This window comes from Providencia sp. PROV116, from assembly GCF_028482485.1.
GTDB classification, from domain to species: Bacteria; Pseudomonadota; Gammaproteobacteria; order Enterobacterales; family Enterobacteriaceae; genus Providencia; species Providencia rettgeri.
Genome location: NZ_JAMPQO010000019.1, coordinates 19635 through 38765, shown reverse-complemented (window position 1 = coordinate 38765; position 19131 = coordinate 19635). Strand labels below are relative to the sequence as shown.

Annotated in this window: 11 protein-coding genes; all 11 read left to right on the top strand. The window is 43.9% G+C overall.

Features of this window, described 5'->3' with window-relative positions; translation table 11 throughout:
- Window positions 1–43 precede the first annotated feature (43 nt).
- The 11 genes from tssH (at window position 44) to tssG (ending at window position 19117) form a co-directional block, all read left to right on the top strand.
- Window positions 44–2707, top strand: coding sequence for a type VI secretion system ATPase TssH (gene tssH, locus PSE72_RS13475; protein WP_213942554.1), 2664 nt, complete (start codon window positions 44–46; stop codon window positions 2705–2707).
- Window positions 2704–5100, top strand: coding sequence for a type VI secretion system Vgr family protein (locus PSE72_RS13470; RefSeq protein WP_115167002.1), 2397 nt, complete (start codon window positions 2704–2706; stop codon window positions 5098–5100). The genes tssH and PSE72_RS13470 overlap by 4 nt, the downstream gene beginning before the upstream one ends.
- An 8-nt stretch (window positions 5101–5108) precedes the next feature.
- Window positions 5109–5978, top strand: a complete 870-nt coding sequence (locus tag PSE72_RS13465; protein WP_109911517.1) for a DUF4123 domain-containing protein — start codon at window positions 5109–5111, stop codon at window positions 5976–5978.
- Window positions 5975–8620, top strand: a complete 2646-nt coding sequence (locus tag PSE72_RS13460) for a T6SS effector BTH_I2691 family protein (protein WP_217007925.1) — start codon at window positions 5975–5977, stop codon at window positions 8618–8620. The genes PSE72_RS13465 and PSE72_RS13460 overlap by 4 nt, the downstream gene beginning before the upstream one ends.
- 2 nt (window positions 8621–8622) lie before the next feature.
- On the top strand, window positions 8623–9570 hold the full coding sequence (locus tag PSE72_RS13455; protein ID WP_109911515.1) for a DUF6708 domain-containing protein: 948 nt from the start codon (window positions 8623–8625) through the stop codon (window positions 9568–9570).
- A gap of 165 nt (window positions 9571–9735) precedes the next feature.
- Complete coding sequence (locus PSE72_RS13450; RefSeq protein ID WP_129466700.1) at window positions 9736–10002, top strand: PAAR domain-containing protein; 267 nt, start codon at window positions 9736–9738, stop codon at window positions 10000–10002.
- 4 nt (window positions 10003–10006) lie between these two features.
- Complete coding sequence (locus tag PSE72_RS13445) at window positions 10007–11224, top strand: hypothetical protein (RefSeq protein ID WP_272690982.1); 1218 nt, start codon at window positions 10007–10009, stop codon at window positions 11222–11224.
- A 43-nt stretch (window positions 11225–11267) separates the two neighbouring features.
- Window positions 11268–14645, top strand: a complete 3378-nt coding sequence (locus PSE72_RS13440) for an ImcF-related family protein (RefSeq protein ID WP_217007924.1) — start codon at window positions 11268–11270, stop codon at window positions 14643–14645.
- A 19-nt stretch (window positions 14646–14664) separates the two neighbouring features.
- Window positions 14665–16275, top strand: coding sequence for a type VI secretion system protein TssA (tssA, locus tag PSE72_RS13435; RefSeq protein WP_217007923.1), 1611 nt, complete (start codon window positions 14665–14667; stop codon window positions 16273–16275).
- Between the two features lie 23 nt (window positions 16276–16298).
- Entirely contained in the window at window positions 16299–18050 is a 1752-nt protein-coding gene (gene tssF / locus PSE72_RS13430) for a type VI secretion system baseplate subunit TssF (RefSeq protein ID WP_115166999.1), read from the top strand.
- The gene (gene tssG, locus PSE72_RS13425) at window positions 18026–19117 is read left to right on the top strand and encodes a type VI secretion system baseplate subunit TssG (protein ID WP_198641534.1); all 1092 of its coding nucleotides are present in this window, start codon (window positions 18026–18028) and stop codon (window positions 19115–19117) included. The genes tssF and tssG overlap by 25 nt, the downstream gene beginning before the upstream one ends.
- Window positions 19118–19131 lie beyond the last annotated feature (14 nt).

Here is a 19131-nt window from a genome sequence, read left to right as displayed (position 1 = left end):
TTGCTGTCTCTAACCATTTTCCCCCCAATACAAGAGAGAGAATATGGACAATTCATCCGTGATGCTATTACGTCGCCTAAACCCTTACTGTGCCAGCGCATTAGAAGCGGCAGCTTCACTCTGCCAGACACGAGCGCATGCGGAAATTACCATTGAACATTGGTTGCTCAAATTATTGGAAATGGGGGAAAGTGATATCACGGTGTTAGCTCGCCGCTATGAATGGGATATGTCCACACTTTGGCAAAGCTTATTGACTAAAATCGATAGCTTACCGCGCTCTATCCATAGCCGCCCCTCCCTCTCAAAATCACTCCTAAACTTAATTCAAAACGCTTGGGTGATAGCCTCATTGGATGAAGATATCGAGCACATTCGCAGCGTCCATATTCTTGCGGCAATGGTGAAGCAACCCTCTTTAGTTCCGAACGACGCCCTTTGGCCATTAATGACCTTAAGCATCACACAATTACAACGCTTAAGACCGATGCTTGATGCGCAATCCGATGAGCGCCCGGAAGTTCAGCAACTTGCGGTACATAATCAATCTTTACCGGCAGAAGCGCCACTTGAAACGCAATCAACAAACGAAACTACAGCACCGAATGTCATCGGTAACACACTGAACGATGCCTTACTGGCAGTGCTGAATAAATTTACGGTGGATGTCACCGATAAAGCGCGCGAAGGCGCGATTGACCCTGTCTTTGGACGTGATGACGAAATACGTCAAATGGTGGATATTCTCTCTCGCCGTCGCAAAAACAACCCCATTCTCGTGGGCGAACCGGGTGTCGGGAAAACGGCGTTAGTGGAAGGCTTAGCCTTACGCATTGTTGAGGGCAATGTGCCTGTCAGCCTGCAAACAACCTCATTACGCACCTTAGATTTAGGGTTACTGCAAGCGGGGGCTGGCGTCAAAGGGGAATTTGAGCAGCGCTTAAAAAACGTGATTGAAGCCGTACAACAATCCCCAACACCAATTTTACTATTTATCGATGAAGCCCATACCATTATTGGCGCAGGCAACCAAGCCGGTGGCGCAGATGCCGCTAACTTACTCAAACCTGCCCTTGCCCGTGGTGAATTACGCACGATTGCCGCAACCACTTGGTCTGAATATAAGCAATATTTCGAGCGTGACGCCGCTTTAGAACGCCGCTTCCAAGTGGTCAAAGTCGATGAACCTGATGATGAAAAAGCCTGTTTAATGCTGCGTGGATTAAAACCTCGCTATGCAAAATATCACGGTGTTCACATTACCGATGATGCGGTCAAAGCCGCTGTCACCTTATCTCGCCGTTACTTAACCGGTCGCCAACTCCCCGATAAAGCTGTGGATTTACTTGATACCGCCAGCGCTCGTATCCGGATGAGCCTCGATACACTCCCTGAAGAACTGACACGTTTAAAAGCCAAGCGCACTGCATTAGAACTTGAACAGCAAGCGATCCTTGATGATTTGGTGATTGGCAACACCACCAACCAACCCCTCCTGAGCGAATTAGTCACTCAAGATGCGCAAATCGCCATACAGCTGACTGAATTAGAACAGCGTTTTGAGCAAGAAAAAAATCTTATCAGTGAGCTCTTAGAACAGCGCCGTCAATCCCAAGATGTCAGCGATATCCAATCACAGTTAGAACTTATTCAGCAAAATGAACCGCTAATCACCCCCGATGTGGATGTCAGAACGGTGGCCACTGTCATCGCTGATTGGACAGGCGTGCCCTTATCCAGCCTATTAAAAGATGAACAAACCGAGCTACTTGAGTTAGAAGAGTCGCTAGGTAAACGCGTAGTCGGTCAAGAAAGCCCATTATTGGCGCTTGGACAACGACTGCGTGCAGCTCGCACAGGTCTCGCCTCAGAAAATGGTCCGCAAGGGGTATTTTTACTGGTCGGCCCAAGTGGCGTAGGGAAAACGGAAACAGCCCTCGCCTTGGCTGATGTCCTGTTTGGCGGCGAAAAATCCTTAATTACCATCAACATGTCTGAGTATCAAGAAGCCCATACCGTCAGCCAATTAAAAGGCTCGCCTCCAGGCTATGTGGGTTATGGTCAAGGCGGGATTTTAACGGAAGCTGTTCGCAAGCGCCCTTATAGCGTCGTATTACTCGATGAAGTGGAGAAAGCGCACCGCGATGTACTTAACCTGTTTTATCAAGTGTTTGACCGTGGTTTCATGCGCGATGGCGAAGGCCGTGAAATTGATTTTCGCAATACCGTGATCTTAATGACAGCCAACTTGGGCAGTGACTTGATCATGCAACAACTCGAAGAATTCCCTGAGTCGACCGACGGCGAGTTACAAGAACTGCTGCGCCCAACCTTGCGTGACCACTTCCAACCTGCATTACTTGCCCGCTTCCAAACCCTAATTTATCGTCCATTAGGCCCTGTGGCACTGCGCCAAATTGTTGAAATGAAACTGGGTAGCGTCATTAAGCGTCTCTACACCCACTACAAGCTTGAGGGTATTATCGAAGAAGCGCTGTATGACACCCTCGTGAGCGCCTGTTTATTACCCGACACCGGCGCACGCAATATAGACAGCCTACTTAACCAACAAATTTTACCGGTACTTAGCCAACAATTACTTATGCGCCAAGCTAACCAGCAGCAAGCACAAAGCCTGACGTTAGGGTATAGCGAAGAAGACGGGATCACCCTGAGTTTCAGTGATATTGAGGAGATAAATCCATGAGCCTACTCGATACAGCCAAAAACCTCCTTCAAGGTCAAAACCGCTATCGCCTTGAAGTGCAAGGCTGCTCAGACCTACTGGACGTTGAACATTTTACCGGGCGTGAAGCCGCTAGCGAACCCTATCGCTACCAGATTACGTTTACCTGTTCCGCTCAAGATCTTTCTGCTCAACAATTACTGCGTCGTAATGCTAGCCTGACCTTTTCGGCACCGATGAATAACTTAATGGGACTCGCCACTCAGCCGAGCGTTGCCAAGCGCGTTCATGGCGTGGTGACGGATTTCCGTCGCCTCTCTGGCTCTGCAGATGAAGCCCGCTACCAGTTAGTTATCGAGCCTTTTTTTGCGCTACTGCGCCATCAAATTCGCAGCCACCGTTTTTTTATCAACCAATCCATCCCTGATGTGGTTGAACAAATTCTGCGTGAACATAATTTCAAAGGCTGGGAATTCGAATTTCATCTCGAAAAAGCATATCCAAAGCGCGAGCAAATTAATCAAATCAATGAAAGCGACCGCCAATTTATTGAGCGCTTACTCAGTGAAGTCGGCATTTTCTACCGTTTCAGTTTACAAGATGATACCCAAACCGAGGTGCTCCACTTTACCGATAGCCAACGCGGTTATGTGTATGACAAAACGCTGCCATTAAATAGTCCGTCGGGACTCAGTGATAATTATGTCGACAGTGTTTGGGGATTATCTTTACGTCATCAAGTGGTTGAAAGCACTGTTTTTACTAAAGACTATAACCACCGACTGGCGGAAGATACCTTAATTTCAGCGGTGGCGGACATGACTCGTGGTGATGGAGAGAAAACCAACTACGGCGATGTTTATCACTATAAAGGCCGCCACCTCACCCGTGGGGATAAAATTCGCCCTGAAACTGAAACCGCTAACTTCTGGGCAAGACTCGATCACGAGCGTTTTTTAGCTCGCCAGACTTTACTACGCGGAGAAAGTAGCGCGGCGGATCTGACGCCATTATTAGTGCTAAGTATTCAAGATAACCCGCTCAGTTCGACGTTACCCAGCGTATTCAAATCACCGATTTTAATTACTCGCCTACGCTTTACCGCCAGCCGAGATAAAGCGCTAACCGTCCGTTTCGATGCTGTGCCTTACACGGAATCACTGTGCTGGCGCCCTGCACTAAAACCGCGCCCAGTCATTGCAGGAACATTAATGGCGCGCGTCACCAGCGCAAAAGACCACGATATTTATGCCCACCAAAATGAACATGGGTTTTATTGGGTAAAATTCGATGCGGATCGTGATGATAAAACCAAGGGTTATGAAAGTATGCCCGTACGTTTGGCGAAACCCTACGCCGGCGATACGTATGGGATGCATTTCCCACTGATTCAAGGGACCGAAGTCGCTATCGCCTTCCATGAAGGTGACCCAGACCGTCCTTACATTGCTCATGCACTCCATGACTCCCGCCACCCCGACCACGTAACGGATAAAAATAACACCCGCAATGTGATCCGCACGCCTGCGAATAACAAACTGCGTATGGAGGATAAGCGCGGGCAAGAGCATATTAAGCTCAGCACCGAGTATGGTGGAAAAACCCAGTTAAACTTGGGGCATTTGGTGAACGCCGAGCGCGAACAACGCGGCGACGGTTTTGAGTTACGCACAGATAGCTGGGGCGCGATCCGTGCGGGTAAAGGGTTGTTAATAAGTACTCATGAGCAAGAAAAAGCGAACGAGCAACAACTCAATATCGATGAAATCAAACGTCAACTTTCTGATGCATTATCCATGGCTGAATCTCTCTCAACAATATTAGAGAAAGCGGAGGTTGAGCCTTTAGATAATCAAACGCAAGAGACCTTTTTACATGGCAATATTACGCAATTACAAGAACCCGTGATCCTTGCAGGAGCTCCCGGTGGTATTGCAGTATCCACCCCCAAACATATTCAGCACAGTAGTAATGGCAATCAAATCTACACAGCGGCAGGTAACACAGAAATATCATCACTCAAACGTATGGTTTTATTTGCTAAGAAAAAGATGGTGTTATTCGCCCATGAGTTAGGCATGAAGTTAGTGAGTGCGGCAGGCAAGATAGAAATTCAAGCTCAAACAGGTGAAGTCGACATCATTGCACAAAAAGGGCTGAATATTACTAGTAGCAATGATGAAATTATCATCAGTGCGAAGAAAAAAATTACACTGCAATCTGGTAGCTCGTATATCACCATTGAAGGTTCACAAATTGAGCACGGAACTAGTGGAGATTTCAATGTAAAAAGTTCAAATCTTCAATATATGGATGCTGCAACATTGAATATGCCATATCCACAATTTACAGCTTGTGAATCCATGGCTTCAGAAGCTGCCCAAAATGGAACGGGTACGGTTCCACTGCGCTAGGAGTTTATATGGAATATTATTTATCTCAACCCAAAGCGCTTGGTGAACATCAATTTGCCATCATTGACAAAGCGTTCGCCAGCGAATTAGTTGAACGTTTTCCCTCATTAGATATGGTCTCTGCACACCTTAAACCACAAGCACATTTGTACCCTGCGTTAATATCACTACATGAATTGCCCGCATCTGACTGGCAAATGCTGCTGGCAGAAATAAAACAGCAGTCTGTCGATTCATCGACACCAAAAGTATGTTTATTTTTAGAGAGTCTATTATCCGCTGAATCCTTATGTAATGAATTAGCTAACGCCCTATTAATTAGCGATGAAAAACACCAAAATTATCTGCTACGCTACTACGATCCACGCGTGTTATTTCAGTTATCATGGATGCTCACCCCTTGGCAATTACAAATTTATTTAAAAACTCAAGTGGTTCCTTCATGGACATTTTGGCTAGATAAACAATGGCATACATTAAATTTTTCAGAAAAAATCAATTATCATAAAAATACCCCTATTGATTTGCCACTAGCTCAATTACACCGTATCGGTCTTATTAATCAAATTCTGAGCAAGTATTCACCGTTCGTCTCTTTAGACGAAAGGAATATCCTTAGTCAACAGATTGATTCATTGTTATTAAGAGCTACTGAATATGGTTTAAACACAAACGAAGATATTATGACTTTTGTCAAACAAGGCTGTTCTTTGCAATGTGCTTTTTGGCTACATCATGATGTTCAAGCGTTATTAAAAATCTCAGCCCACAACCCCAACTATTACAGCCGCATAACATCCAGCTGGCATGACTCTCATTGGCAAGAAATTAAATCCCACACCTCCATATTGGCTTTTTCTAAAGGACTCTCAAGATGACCGAACAAAATCAATCGCAAGGGTGCAATTTCTGTATTCGTCAGGGATTGCCCATCTTACTTGCTCGCCCAGCCATCATGTCTAAACAGGATATTCTCCCTGTCATGCCTCAAAGCATACACGTTCCCGTTGAAGCCCAAGGGGAAACAGCGTATACCTTGCGATTATTGCGCTCTGGCTACTTAAACATTTGGGATGAAATCGGCAATGAATGGATCAATTACTATATTACTGAGGAGGGATTTTATTACCCCTTACCACCTGATGGGGATGTACCTGACAATGTAGTCTCAGGGAAAATCAAACCTTGCATCTCCCAGCCTGAAGAATTAGCAAAAGCCTCACTCATTGCATTGCCTATGATGCCGAAAGGCATGAAAAATGGCCAGTTCTGGTTTGCTTGGTCTGAAGTCAAATGGACCGATACCATTCGAAAACAATTCGAAGAGAAAAGTCATCGTGAACAGTATATGCAACGCTTTGATATGGATGCTTGGCTAAATAACCAAAATACTGAGCAAGCCTTGCCATTAGCACAAATTGAAAACACCATTGCAGAATACAACCAACATGCCCAAAAAAGTCAAATGCGAGACTGGTCTACCTCGCTATTATCTCGAGCACTTGATGGATTTATTACCTATTCTTACCGATTTAAAACACAGTGGTTTACGCCAACGGCCTCAGGGGAGAAAATTGAAACCGCAGTTCAAAGCCAAAATGACCAATTAGATCCTCGTGGTGCTATTTTTGTTCTGCAAGACCCTACGGGAATATTAAAAGACCTCCCGACATTAATTCAATATGAACTGGATAAAAACGTCTATAGCCGACCAGATATTGAGCGAAAAGTAGCACTCTATGGAGCTATATCCAGCTTGAAAGCGGGTATGAGAACAGACTTTGAAAGAGCTTATACCGCAGAAACAGAGTTTAATGATAAGATCGCTAGAGGTGGTGTTTTTGAGTACCTCCATGTCAGAAACAAACCCGCGATTGAAACAATATATACGCCTGTTCGTGATAAACGCATGTCAGCAGCTGCAGATGCCAACTGGGCAAAATATCAACAGTATTATTATGCGGATGCCGTTGATGATTTTAGACTCAAATTCCAAAAAATATTAACCGAATATAATCAGCGTGTTGTCAGCCCTCGAACAAAACTCTATTTGGATTGGTTTCAGTCTTCAACACTACAATACTATTTTCAACAATACTTTGATCCTAATGATTTGTTAAGCGGCATTGCTTACACAACGATTGTTAGCTACTGCATTACGAATATGTCAGACAAAAAAGGTAGCCTGGATTTTTTTCATCAGTCACTTTTAAATAACTTGTCTGATCCTAGTAATATTCTGGGAAGAGCTTTAGTACTTAATCAAGCAATTTTAGCGGAGAAAATTGATGAAGCAACAGCACAGCAATCAATTGAAGTGCTTGAGCTACCATGGTCTACCATCGACCAAAATATTTCCGTCAGCAAAATTACATTGCCTTGGTCTGGACTAGCTGATGCTTTTGCAAAAGTGATAGAGCCTCAGCGTTTAGCATCACAATCAGTCATAGCAATCTATTTAGGGCGGCTAGCCACCATTACAATGAAAGCATTTGATAGCACCATCAGCTCCCCTAAAGTTTATGCTTTTGCTATCGCAATAGGTGCATTTCAAAATAAAGAAATTGTACGAGTTCATGAAAAGGCAAAATTTGGCCATTTTGTTAAAAAAGTGTCAGACGCCTTGATTCGATTAAGCGATAGCAACAATACATTAAATGAGTCTGAAATTAGGCGGCTTGCCCACGAAGAGCTAAAGCGTTTACGGGTTTCAGGTTTACCGATGAACAAAAATAAAATCTTGGATTATTGGGTTGATATTGATACTAGAGAGCTTGACCGAGTAAAACAGCTTCCCCCGCAACAACAAGAGAGGGCTTTAACTAAACTCTTACGACTATTCAGTGAAACCGAAGCAACAAATTACGCCCAATATCGCACCAGTATGACCTCTGGGACAGGAAAATCCGCGATAATTGTCAGTGCTGGTGGATTATCAGTAATTTTACAAAGCTTAGCCTTGTTCCATTCCGCCGATTTAAGTGATAAAAAAACACTTTCTGAAGATCAATTTGAAGCACATAGCCGTTTCTTATCAGGCATTGCTGGTATCATCAGTGGAACTATCGGTGTATTGGATGAAAGTGTTCAACGATTTGTGCTATTACGAAGCTTCAAAAATATCACGGCATATAACACCCTTAAAACAGTTGGAGTACGTTTAGGTGTAGGGGCTGGGATAGTAGCTGTTGCGTTTGATATTTTTAATGCCATAGATGAGATAGGCAAGAACAACTATGGGCTTTTTATTGCTTATCTTCTTTCTGCTGCCAGTGGTGTTTTGCTTATTTTTGCTGCACTTGTATCAACAATACCTGTTTTTGGCACCGTGATTGCCGTACTCATCGCATTAGGAACTGCTATTTTCATTGCGTATGAAGGACAGGACAATATTCAAAAATGGTTAGAGCAATGCTGGTGGCGACGCGTCCCCAAACATATCCCTGTAGATAAATGGCCCGAAATCTACCCCTCTATGTGGATGGAAATGGCTGAGTTTAAACGCGCAATAGGACAATAAATATGGATTATTACGGGTTATTTCCACAATTTAAAATCAATAGACCATTAAATGAAAGTGAGTTTTCTGGAAAATTAGAGCAAAAAATACGAGTAAATATCGATACAAAACAACTCATGCCGGATTTAAAAGTTATTACTATAAACTCTAATTACTTAGAAATGGTGGATAAATTTTATTCTTCCAAGGGATTATTATCACTTGCCGCTTCCTTTGGTTGCTTATTTTTTATAGGTACATTTGCTTGGCTAGCTATTGATGTTATTACTCGGTCATTCTATGAAGTAGGGTATTTACTGGCTATTCTAGTTGGTTTGCTAATAATATTTCCGATGGCATTCTGGATGCTATTCTTATTAAAAAAAGAGTGGTTCGCATGGACTCATTACCCTATCCGATTTGATCGTAAAAATCAGTTGGTCCACGCAACTCGCATTGATGGCTCGGTCTTTACTGTCCCTTGGCAAGACATATTTTTCACGACCGGATTAAACCATCGCAAAGAAATTGGCAAGGATTACTATATTAGTGGGCATGTTTTGGCTGAAGATGGCATCACGATTATCGATACCTTTTGTCTACCTGCCTCACATGGCAATCTTGAAGAGCTGAGAGCCCACTGGGAATTTGTGCGTCGTTATATGGAAGAAGGCCCACAAGGTATGAAAGAACGTATTCCTTTTTGTTTACCAATCGCCAATAAAAAAGAAAGTTTTGGATTTACCTTCTTCTACTCCATGACGCAACATAATGGTACACCCGTGATACTGTTCCCTATCACAGTCCCTTTAGCTTTTTTATACGCAATACCTCGCTATATTGCAATTTTAACCAGCCGTCGCCCTGTTTGGCCTGATAATATTCAAAAGCAAGCGATAGTAGATGAAAATGACCCTTACTATTTGGATGCCTCCACCAACCCTAAAAATTTGTGGAAAACTTTTTTTTAAATAGCAAAAAAATACTAACAATATTGGGGATTTTAACTCCCTGAGTCTGTGATTGTCTTTTACCTTACCGTCACAGATTCATTTTGCACGCCATAAAAACATTGAATGCATTCCTCATCAATCCAATTTTACACTCTATCAATCACAATCTAAAGGCTCCTCATCATGAAAGGTATTATTCGAACTGGCGATAAAACTACAGGCGGTGGTCAAGTTCTCTCCGGCTCATCACTCATGGTATTTAATGGTATTGGTGTGGCTCGCTTAGGTGATCCCGTTTATTGTCCTAAAAAAGGACACAATAATGTGGTTATTGCACAAGGCCATCCCACATTTTTAGATAATGGGATCCCTGTTGCATTTGATGGTCATAAATGTAGCTGTGGCTGCACCTTGATATCCTCTCTTCCTAATGCCAAAGCGAGCCTCTAAACTGATGCCTGTTGATTTATTATCACTACCGCCAAAAGCAAAACGTCAAGATTTCCCATCAATTAAACGATGGAGCATTTTTTTTGTTTTACTATCAGTAGTCATTTATATTTCACATCGATTTTTAGTTTCCCAGTCGTTAATAGAAAAAATACCAGAGTTTAATTTACTCATTTTCACCATCATAATTTGGCTAGGTTTATATTCTGTTAGATACATATTTTTTCTTTTTAATAAATGGGCAGCTGATGGATGGGATACACAAAGACAAATAGACAAAGATAAAAGAATATCGATAGGCCAAAGAAAAGTTACACTTTTAGCACAAGCCATGATTCTTCCTCACATAACAAACTGCAAAGATTTATCAACACAAATAATTGCCAGTAAAACATCTCTTTTGCCTCCTAACCTAGTCAACGGTAAAGCAAGTTACTGTGCTCAGTTCATTGATAGCAACACATCAGATGTAGAAAGAGTTATCAATAGAATTAAAGCGTTAATTAGTGAGCCATCAATGCTAACCGCAATCAAATGTCTATCTAACAATGTATCATTAAATATTTTAGTTTCGATTGGTGAAAGTATCATTCTAAGTGAAAATGATACTAAACAAATTAATCAAGAAATATCTCAATTACTCGAAAGACCATTCCGTATTAATTATAAAAAAAATATCCCAATTAGCATTATAGATAACTGGTTAGATAAAGTTGATGATTTTGAATACTTACTCACTATAAACCTTTACCTGATTAAACACCCTATTGATAAATACACAGAGGTTAGTGTGGCTCATTTATTATCATCGCCTAAAAAAACGCTTAACAAATATATCGCTTTTATTCACCGACCTGAATCTATACCCCAGCATAAGAACAATACGCTGGAGTTAAGTAAATCTATTGATAATGCTCTCCTTTGGGGGAATGTCGAGCTAACCAAAGTAAAGTCTATTTTTATTAATGCTTTTTCAATCAGCAATCTGGATAATACTAGAACAGAAGTTCTATTTACCGAAAACGGAGGGAAAATTCCTTTATATAGTATTGATAATATTATTGGCTGTACTCAGCATGCCGCCCCTTGGGTTAACCTTTATATTAGCATTTCATGTTTAATAAAAACCGAAGCTGCCCAACTTGCGATTACACATCAAAATAATGAAATATTTGTTTGGATAGTTACCCTCCCATCGGAATTTAATGCTTCATTACATTGAAACACATTAATTACTTTATTTTCATCGTATCTGGAGCCACGATATGAAATCTTATTTACTCTCCATACTAAAAAATTTAGAAAAACCATGGGTTATTCTATTAGTGTTATTCAGCATAGCTATAACCCTTGGCTTCATTCTTTATTTCTCACCAGAAATATTAGAAATTCAGCCTAATTCGGAAAAACAATATAATGCTCTGAATACCCTCGTATGGGTTAGTGGTTTTATTGGCTTGGCTTCTATTGTTGTTTTTACTGTTAGTCGCTGGATAGGTAAACATGCTTATAGTGGAACAAAAGAAAAAACAAATAACATCATTAAAAATCATAATGATACGGAGAATGTATTACTACTAGAAATCCAAAACACCCTAAAATCCCAATATGGCACTTTCTGGCATTCCAAAGTCTCCATTCAGCTCCTCCTCGGCTCCCACTCCGCCGTCGAAAAACTCGCCCCTAGCCTGACGCAAGAAATCTGGCAAGAGTGTGACGGCACCTTACTGATTTACGGCGGCGATATCGGTGGAACAATAGACTCCGAGCGACTCAATACTCTCAAACACCTGCGCCGACGTCGTCCACTTGATGGTGTGATTTGGGTGACAGAAAACAGCATTTCGTCTCAGCTTTTAGACAACAGCGTCACTTTCACTAACCTCAATACCGCAACAGCCCATAACGCAGGGCGTGCAATCCAAAACCTCTTCCAAGCATTAGGTTGGCGTGCGCCTGTTTGGGTATGGAGTGTCAGTGACCAACAATCCCTCAGCGCAGTTGAAACGCCCTCTATCCTCTGCATGACAGAGCAAAATATGCCCGCCGAGGCGCTATCACCTAGCTTATTAAGCCTGATCCCCACACTTGTGATCAACGGAACCCAAGCGTTATTGCATGAACAGAAACACACCTATCTGCTTGCTCTAGCCCAATTTTTACAAAACGGTGGCAGCCAACAACTCGCGACCGCATTAGCGCCACTCAACACCCAATTGCGTACGCTGCCTTTTTCTGGCATCGCATTTAGCCCTTCTATCAATTCGTTAAATCAGCAACGGTTACCCAATAGTTGGCACCCTGATACCCGCTGGACAAGCTGGTTGAATGTGCAATCTGAACTGGCATCCGGTTTACAGCCTGCCTCTTTAGGCTTTGACAAAAAACGTCTCGTTCAATACGGTGCTGCCACCGCCATGACCTTGTGGGGTGCAGGGATGATTGTCTCTTATTTCGCCAATCGCCAGCTTATCGAAGAGAGCTACCAAAGCGCGAACGTCGCCGCTAACAGCCAATTGTCGGAAACTGAACGCCTCAAAGCTCAGTATGATTTTCAGCAAACTCTTGGGCTGTTAACTCATCGGGAACAGAACTCAGTGCCTTTTTGGCTGCATTTTGGCTTGAATAGCAATGAGCCGCTCTTAGCGCATTTATGGCCGCTGTATCAGCAGACGGTACTCCCTCCTCTGCGAGATAATATCCGTCAACAACTTGAGCAACGATTGCAAGCCTATGCACAATTATCGCCAAACAGTGATGAGCGTCGCCAAGCGACACAACGTGCATATCAAGATTTAAAAACTTATCTCATGATGAGTACGCCTGAGCGCATGGATCCGGCGTTTTTCACTGATAGTATCCTAACTACCCTACCCGCCCCTCAGGGAATAGATGAAGGAGAATGGCACACTCTTGGCAAAGAGTTGCTCATGTTCTACGCGCAGCAGCTACCCAAGCATCCTGACTGGCAATTATCGGCTAACAATAACCTGATTAATCAAAGCCGTACCTTACTCATTCGACAAATCGGCCAACGCAGCGAAAGTGCTTCGCTATACCAAAAAGTGCTTTTGCAGGCACAGAATCAATTTCCGGATATGACTCTCAATGACATGACAAACGATACTGATGTTAGCTTTTTATTGACGACAGAAGAGTTTGTACCGGGCATTTTTACCCGCAAAGCGTGGGAAGAATCCATTCAACCCGCCATCAAAAAAACGGTCGAGTCGCGCCGCAATGAAATTGATTGGGTACTGAGTGATAGCCAACACGAACTGAGCCAAGATATTTCGCCTGACGTACTTAAACAGCAACTCACCGAGCGTTATTTTGCCGATTTTTCAAGTAGCTGGTTAAATTTTTTAAACAGCCTGCAATGGCGACAGACCGACAGCCTGTCCGATACTATTGACCAGCTCACATTAATGAGCGATGTTCGCCAATCTCCGGTCATTGCCCTGATGAATACCCTCGCCTACCAAGGGAAAACCGGACGTCAGGCAGAAAAACTGGCCGACTCGTTTGTTAATTCGGCAAAAGAGCTGCTCAACAAAGAACAAAAACCGGTGATTAACCAAAAAGCCGATTTTACGGGGCCATTGGAAGAGACGTTTGGTCCTATCCTAAACTTTGTTGATCCTCAAGCCACCTCACAAACCGGTGATAATCTGAGTTTACAAGCGTATTTAACCCGTATTACTCGTGTGCGTTTAAAACTTCAGCAAGTGGTGAATGCCCCCGACCCACAAGCCATGTCCCAAGCCTTCGCACAAAGTATTCTAGAAGGTAAAAGTGTCGATTTTGCCGAAACGCGGGATATGGGGAGCTTGATTGCCGCCAGTTTTGGGCAAGAGTGGCAACCTTTTGGCTATGCACTGTTGGTGGAGCCCATGACTCAGGCATGGCAACAGCTACTCACACCTACCGCTCAAGGGATCAATAGCGAATGGCAAAATGCGATTGTCAATGAATGGAATAATGCATTTGGCGGTCGCTATCCCTTGAAAGATACGCAAAGTGATATTTCTTTGCCTCTGATGGCACAATATCTTCGCCCTGATAGTGGACGTATTCAGCGTTTCTTAGAAACACGTTTGCAAGGTGTCTTACGCAAAGAAGGCAACCATTGGGTACCCAATAGCACGAATGCTCAAGGCTTACGCTTTAACCCTGAGTTTATTCAGGCGATGAATACCTTGAGTGAGCTAGGCGATGTGGCTTTCGCAAACGGAGAAGCACGTCTCTATTTTGAAATGCGTCCGGGAACCAGTAAACAGGTGATGCAGACCGTACTGGTGATCGATAAGCAAAATCTCACCTACGATAACCAGTTCCCGCAATGGCAACGGTTTGTATGGCCTGCCGATACCGTCGCGTCAGGCGCCTCATTGTCTTGGATGACGACCTCCACCGGTACCCGACTCTATGGCGATCATCCTGGTGTCTGGGGGTTAATCCGTTTACTCGAGACAGCCAATGTCGCGCCTTATGCAGGAAGCACCAGTAGCTATACCGTGTCATGGGTAACACCAGATAGCAACACGCTCAATTACCAACTGCGCACTGAAATGGGCCAAGGCCCGCTGGCGCTATTAAAACTACGTAACTTTGTGCTACCTGAAAAAATCTTCTTGGATTAGCCTCGATAGGACATCACCTATGCCTTTATTAACTGCCTTACGCACAGCCTGTTTTACCGGAAATCCGCTTGTCGCTAATCAATTAGTGGAACAACAAGTCGTGTTATGGGAACGCTGGTTATTGCCAATCACAGCTGAAAATCCGGTTGGGGAAGACCCTGGCTATGACGATGACTTCGAACGCATGAAAGAAGAAGTCAACAAGTTATCAGGCTCAGATACACAATTAATCTGTACACTTGCCGAAAATCTCTTAACTCATGTCTGTAAAGACGCACGCGTGATCACTTACTACGTTTGGGCACGCTTGCATCAAGAAGGTGAAACGGGCCTAGCCGATGGATTAGGATTACTGTCAGGGTTACTCCACCGTTACCATGATGACTTGCTACCAAATCGCCCAAATAGCCGAAAGTTGGCCATTGAATGGTTGGCGGGTCAACGGGTTATCGACAGCTTATCCCTTTATCCTGAAGTGGATAGTAACGAATTTGCACGTATCGTGGCGTTACTTAGCTCGATTGTGGATGAATTTAGTACATGGGATGAAGCAAACCGTCCTAATCTTGCACCACTACTACGCGCATTAGAAAATCGACTTGCACAATCTGGTGGTGCGAATAGTGTTGTTCCACAAAATATTAAATCAACAGAAAATATCTCAACGAAACAGACATCATCGGGTATCAGCGCTATCACGCCTATTCAGTCTGGTCGAGAATTACTTGATCAAGCCAAAGTACTCGCCAATTATCTGCGTAATCAACCGAACGGCTGGCTGTCGGGTCACCGGCTGATGAAATCTGTCCGTTGGGATACCCTGCACCAATCGCCACCACAAAATCAGCAAGGTTGTACTCGATTAGCCCCACCACGCTCAGATGCCAAAGCGCAGCTAAAACGTTTATATCTGCAACAAAATTGGCTCGAACTCACCGAGCAAGCTGATCGATTGTTTGCAGAAGGAGTTAACCATTTTTGGTTAGATGTGCAGTGGTATTTGCATCAGGCATTGAGTAAATCCCCTGCGCCGTGGGACGGCTGGGCAGAGGTGATTGCTTCTGATTTAAAGCAGTTCTTACTTCGCTTGCCGGGTTTAGAAAATCTCGCTTGGGAAGATGGCACACCTTTCGCTGATGAAGTCACATTAGCGTGGATCAAACAGCATATTCTAGAAGAGAATATTCAGTCTCTCCATCACATGCCTGTTCGTGGCACAAGTGACGATGATAACGACTCAATATTTTCGTTAGAACAAGAAGCGTTAACTCAAGCTGACACTGAAGGCGTTGAAGCCGCATTAGCCTGGTTAATGTCACGTCCGAATATCCAAACACCCCGTCAAAAATGGTTGCTGCAATTAGTGATGGCAAGAGTGGCCGAACAATTTGCTCGTTATGATTTGGCACTGAATTTACTTCGTGAATTAGACCACAGTGCTGAGCAGATGCGTCTCGCTGATTGGGAACCACACTCGTTATTTGAAGTTAAAGCCCGCCAATTGCAACTGTTGCGAGGGAAAACGCAGCGTAATACGCCTGACAAAGCTGAACTGCATCATCAGATGTCTGAGTTACTGGCTCAACTAACACGATTAGATCCTGTGCGAGCCTTAGTGCTCTACCCCTAAATTAATCAATGAGAACCACACAAATGGATGATTTAACCCTTCGCTATTATGATGCGGAGATGCGATATCTGCGTGAAGCAGCTAAAGAATTCGCTCAAGCTCACCCCGATCGTGCGGCGTTATTAGATTTAGACAAAGTGGGCATTCCTGATCCTTTTGTTGAACGACTTTTTGAAGGTTTTGCCTTCTCCATGGGGCAATTGCGCCAAAAAATTGATGATGATTTACCTGAGTTAACAGAAGGGTTAGTTAGCTTACTTTGGCCTCATTATCTACAAACCATTCCATCACTTTCTGTCGTTGAACTCGCGCCAGATATTCACGATATGAAACTCTCATCGGTGATCCCTGCTAACTTTGAAGTGCTTTCGCGCCCGATTGGTCCCAAAAAGACAGTCTGTCGCTATCGCACAACGCGAGACTTAACGCTCAATCCCATTGTGCTATCAACCGTTAATTTAACCACAGAGCCTGATGGCCGTTCCGTAATTCGTTTGCAGTTCGATTGTGCGAAGCTCGCTGACTGGAAACAAACCGCACTTAATGCACTCTCCTTTTATCTCTCTGGTGACGTTCCAACGACCTATGCACTCCATTTAGCGCTGACTAAGCAAGTTGCAGCCATCTATATTCGCCTGCCATCGTCCCCTGATCGTATTCGTTTACCCCTTTGGTTTTCCCCGGGGGGCTTTGCTGAAGAAGACCAACTGTGGCCTAAAAGCGATAGCACTTTCAGCGGCTACCAGCTATTACTGGAGTATTTTTCTTTCCGTGAAAAATTTTTTTTCGTCAACTTAAACGGGCTCGGTGAGATTCAATTACCTGAAGGATTGAATCATTTTGAACTCGAAATTGTGCTTGATACGCTATGGGATAGCGACATTCCATTAAGTACGGATAACCTAAAACTGCACAGCGTTCCGGTGATCAACTTATTCAATATTGAAGCTGACCCACTCACCGTTAACGGGTTAGAAAGTGAATATTTACTGCGTCCCCGTCGCCTACAAGATGGGCACACCGAAATTTATGCTGTCGATACGGTTCATGGCACAAGACGAGATGAACACATTCACTATGTTCCATTCAGCAGTTTCCGCCACAGAGGCGGCATGTTGCGCCGCAATGCGCCAGAACACTACTACCACACTCGTGTTAAGCGTGGTGTCAGTGGGTTACATGATACATGGCTGATTTTAGGGGGAGAACGCGAACAACCGACCGCTACCCTTGAAAGTGAAACCTTATCTTTACAATTAACCGGCACTAACGGACAACTTCCACGCAAAGCGCTGCAAAGTACATTGCTCGACAGAACCGAAGAAACGCTACAAACCCAATTGCAGGTTCGTAATTTATGTAAGCCAACCCTGCCGTGCTATCCCCCTGCAGAAGATCGGTTCCATTGGCGTGTCCTCAGTCACCTTGGCGCTAGCTTCCTCAATATGATGGATAACGTAGAAGTATTACGTGGCACATTGGCACTCTATGACTGGCGAGATGATGATCTAAACAGCCGTAAACTCGATGCCATGATCCACGTTGAGCAGCATCTCATCGAACGATTTGAAAAAGGCTTTTTACAGCGTGGTATTGCCATCGATATCACCCTTGATAGCAACGGATTTAACGGTGAAGGTGATATTCATCTCTTTGGTGAAATGCTCAATCGCTTTTTCGCGCTTTATACCGACGTGCATCTATTTAACCAATTAACTCTCCATATTGTACCAAAAGGAAATAGCCTCACATGGACAGAGAATCATCCTCAGTAAATCAGCTTTTTGATGCACTAGGGGAGCGTCTACCACTGGTTAACTTCTATCGTTTTTGCCAACTGCTAGAACAGAGTAATAAACAGCGCCCGCCACTCGGTAGCACCCAAGACCCGAAAACAGATGTTATCCGGTTTCGTCCCCATCGTGGGATGGGTTTTCCTGTCACCGAAATTAAAGGCATCGACATTGAAGACCGCTACCGAGATAGCAACACACCCAGTATTCGAACGACATTTTTAGGGTTATATGGTGTCACTTCCCCGCTACCGACAACCTACCTTGATGACATTGCACAACGACGTGAGGGAACCGAGTCTCTTACCGATTTTTTAGATATTTTTAACCACCGACTGACGACGCAATTTTATCGTATTTGGCGAAAATACTCTTACCCTGCAACATTTTTAGCGGGAGGTGAAGACGAAACTTCCCAGTATTTATATGGGTTAATTGGCTTGGGGATCCCCGGCACGGCGCAACATATACAAGCTCCGTTATCCCGATTTCTCGCATTACTGGGTACGCTACGTTTTCCAACTCGTACCGCCGAAGGGGTTATATCATTAGTTAAATTACTCGCGCCTGATACCCAAGTTAACATCAAGCCTCATGACCCAAGACGCATTGAGCAAGCCACTCAAACAGGGTTATCCTGCAGAACACCGATGACCTTAACCAACAAGCCTGTTTTAGGTCAGTATTCTACCGATATAAACAGCCAAATTTTGATTACCTTACAGACAGATAACTTTGATGAAGCCCGCAATTGGCTGCCTGACGGACAACTGTATCAAGATTTAATGGCGCTGTTGCATGTTTACCTAGGGTCAAGAGTCAATGCCCGTCTTTGTCTCAAATTACCCAGAAAGTTGCTCCCTAACGCAACGTTAAGCACGCAATCTCGCCAAGGTGTTCAACTGGGACGTACCGCCGCGATGGGCACATTGGCGCCTAATGCCCCTCACCGAGAACACATTATTACCTTAAATTTGGGGCGCTATCAGCGGTTATCGGCAACATCACACTCTACGCCGCCCTCACATTATGCTAATTATCGATTCTAATTCTGGGACTCACC

Excerpts from the sequence above, each read along its gene's own strand:
- PSE72_RS13460 (WP_217007925.1), top strand. The coding sequence starts at position 5,975 with ATGACCGAACAAAATCAATCGCAAGGGTGCAATTTCTGTATTCGTCAG.
- tssH (WP_213942554.1), top strand. The coding sequence starts at position 44 with ATGGACAATTCATCCGTGATGCTATTACGTCGCCTAAACCCTTACTGT.
- PSE72_RS13455 (WP_109911515.1), top strand. The coding sequence starts at position 8,623 with ATGGATTATTACGGGTTATTTCCACAATTTAAAATCAATAGACCATTA.
- PSE72_RS13465 (WP_109911517.1), top strand. The coding sequence starts at position 5,109 with ATGGAATATTATTTATCTCAACCCAAAGCGCTTGGTGAACATCAATTT.
- PSE72_RS13470 (WP_115167002.1), top strand. The coding sequence starts at position 2,704 with ATGAGCCTACTCGATACAGCCAAAAACCTCCTTCAAGGTCAAAACCGC.
- PSE72_RS13450 (WP_129466700.1), top strand. The coding sequence starts at position 9,736 with ATGAAAGGTATTATTCGAACTGGCGATAAAACTACAGGCGGTGGTCAA.
- PSE72_RS13445 (WP_272690982.1), top strand. The coding sequence starts at position 10,007 with ATGCCTGTTGATTTATTATCACTACCGCCAAAAGCAAAACGTCAAGAT.
- tssA (WP_217007923.1), top strand. The coding sequence starts at position 14,665 with ATGCCTTTATTAACTGCCTTACGCACAGCCTGTTTTACCGGAAATCCG.
- tssG (WP_198641534.1), top strand. The coding sequence starts at position 18,026 with ATGGACAGAGAATCATCCTCAGTAAATCAGCTTTTTGATGCACTAGGG.
- tssF (WP_115166999.1), top strand. The coding sequence starts at position 16,299 with ATGGATGATTTAACCCTTCGCTATTATGATGCGGAGATGCGATATCTG.
- PSE72_RS13440 (WP_217007924.1), top strand. The coding sequence starts at position 11,268 with ATGAAATCTTATTTACTCTCCATACTAAAAAATTTAGAAAAACCATGG.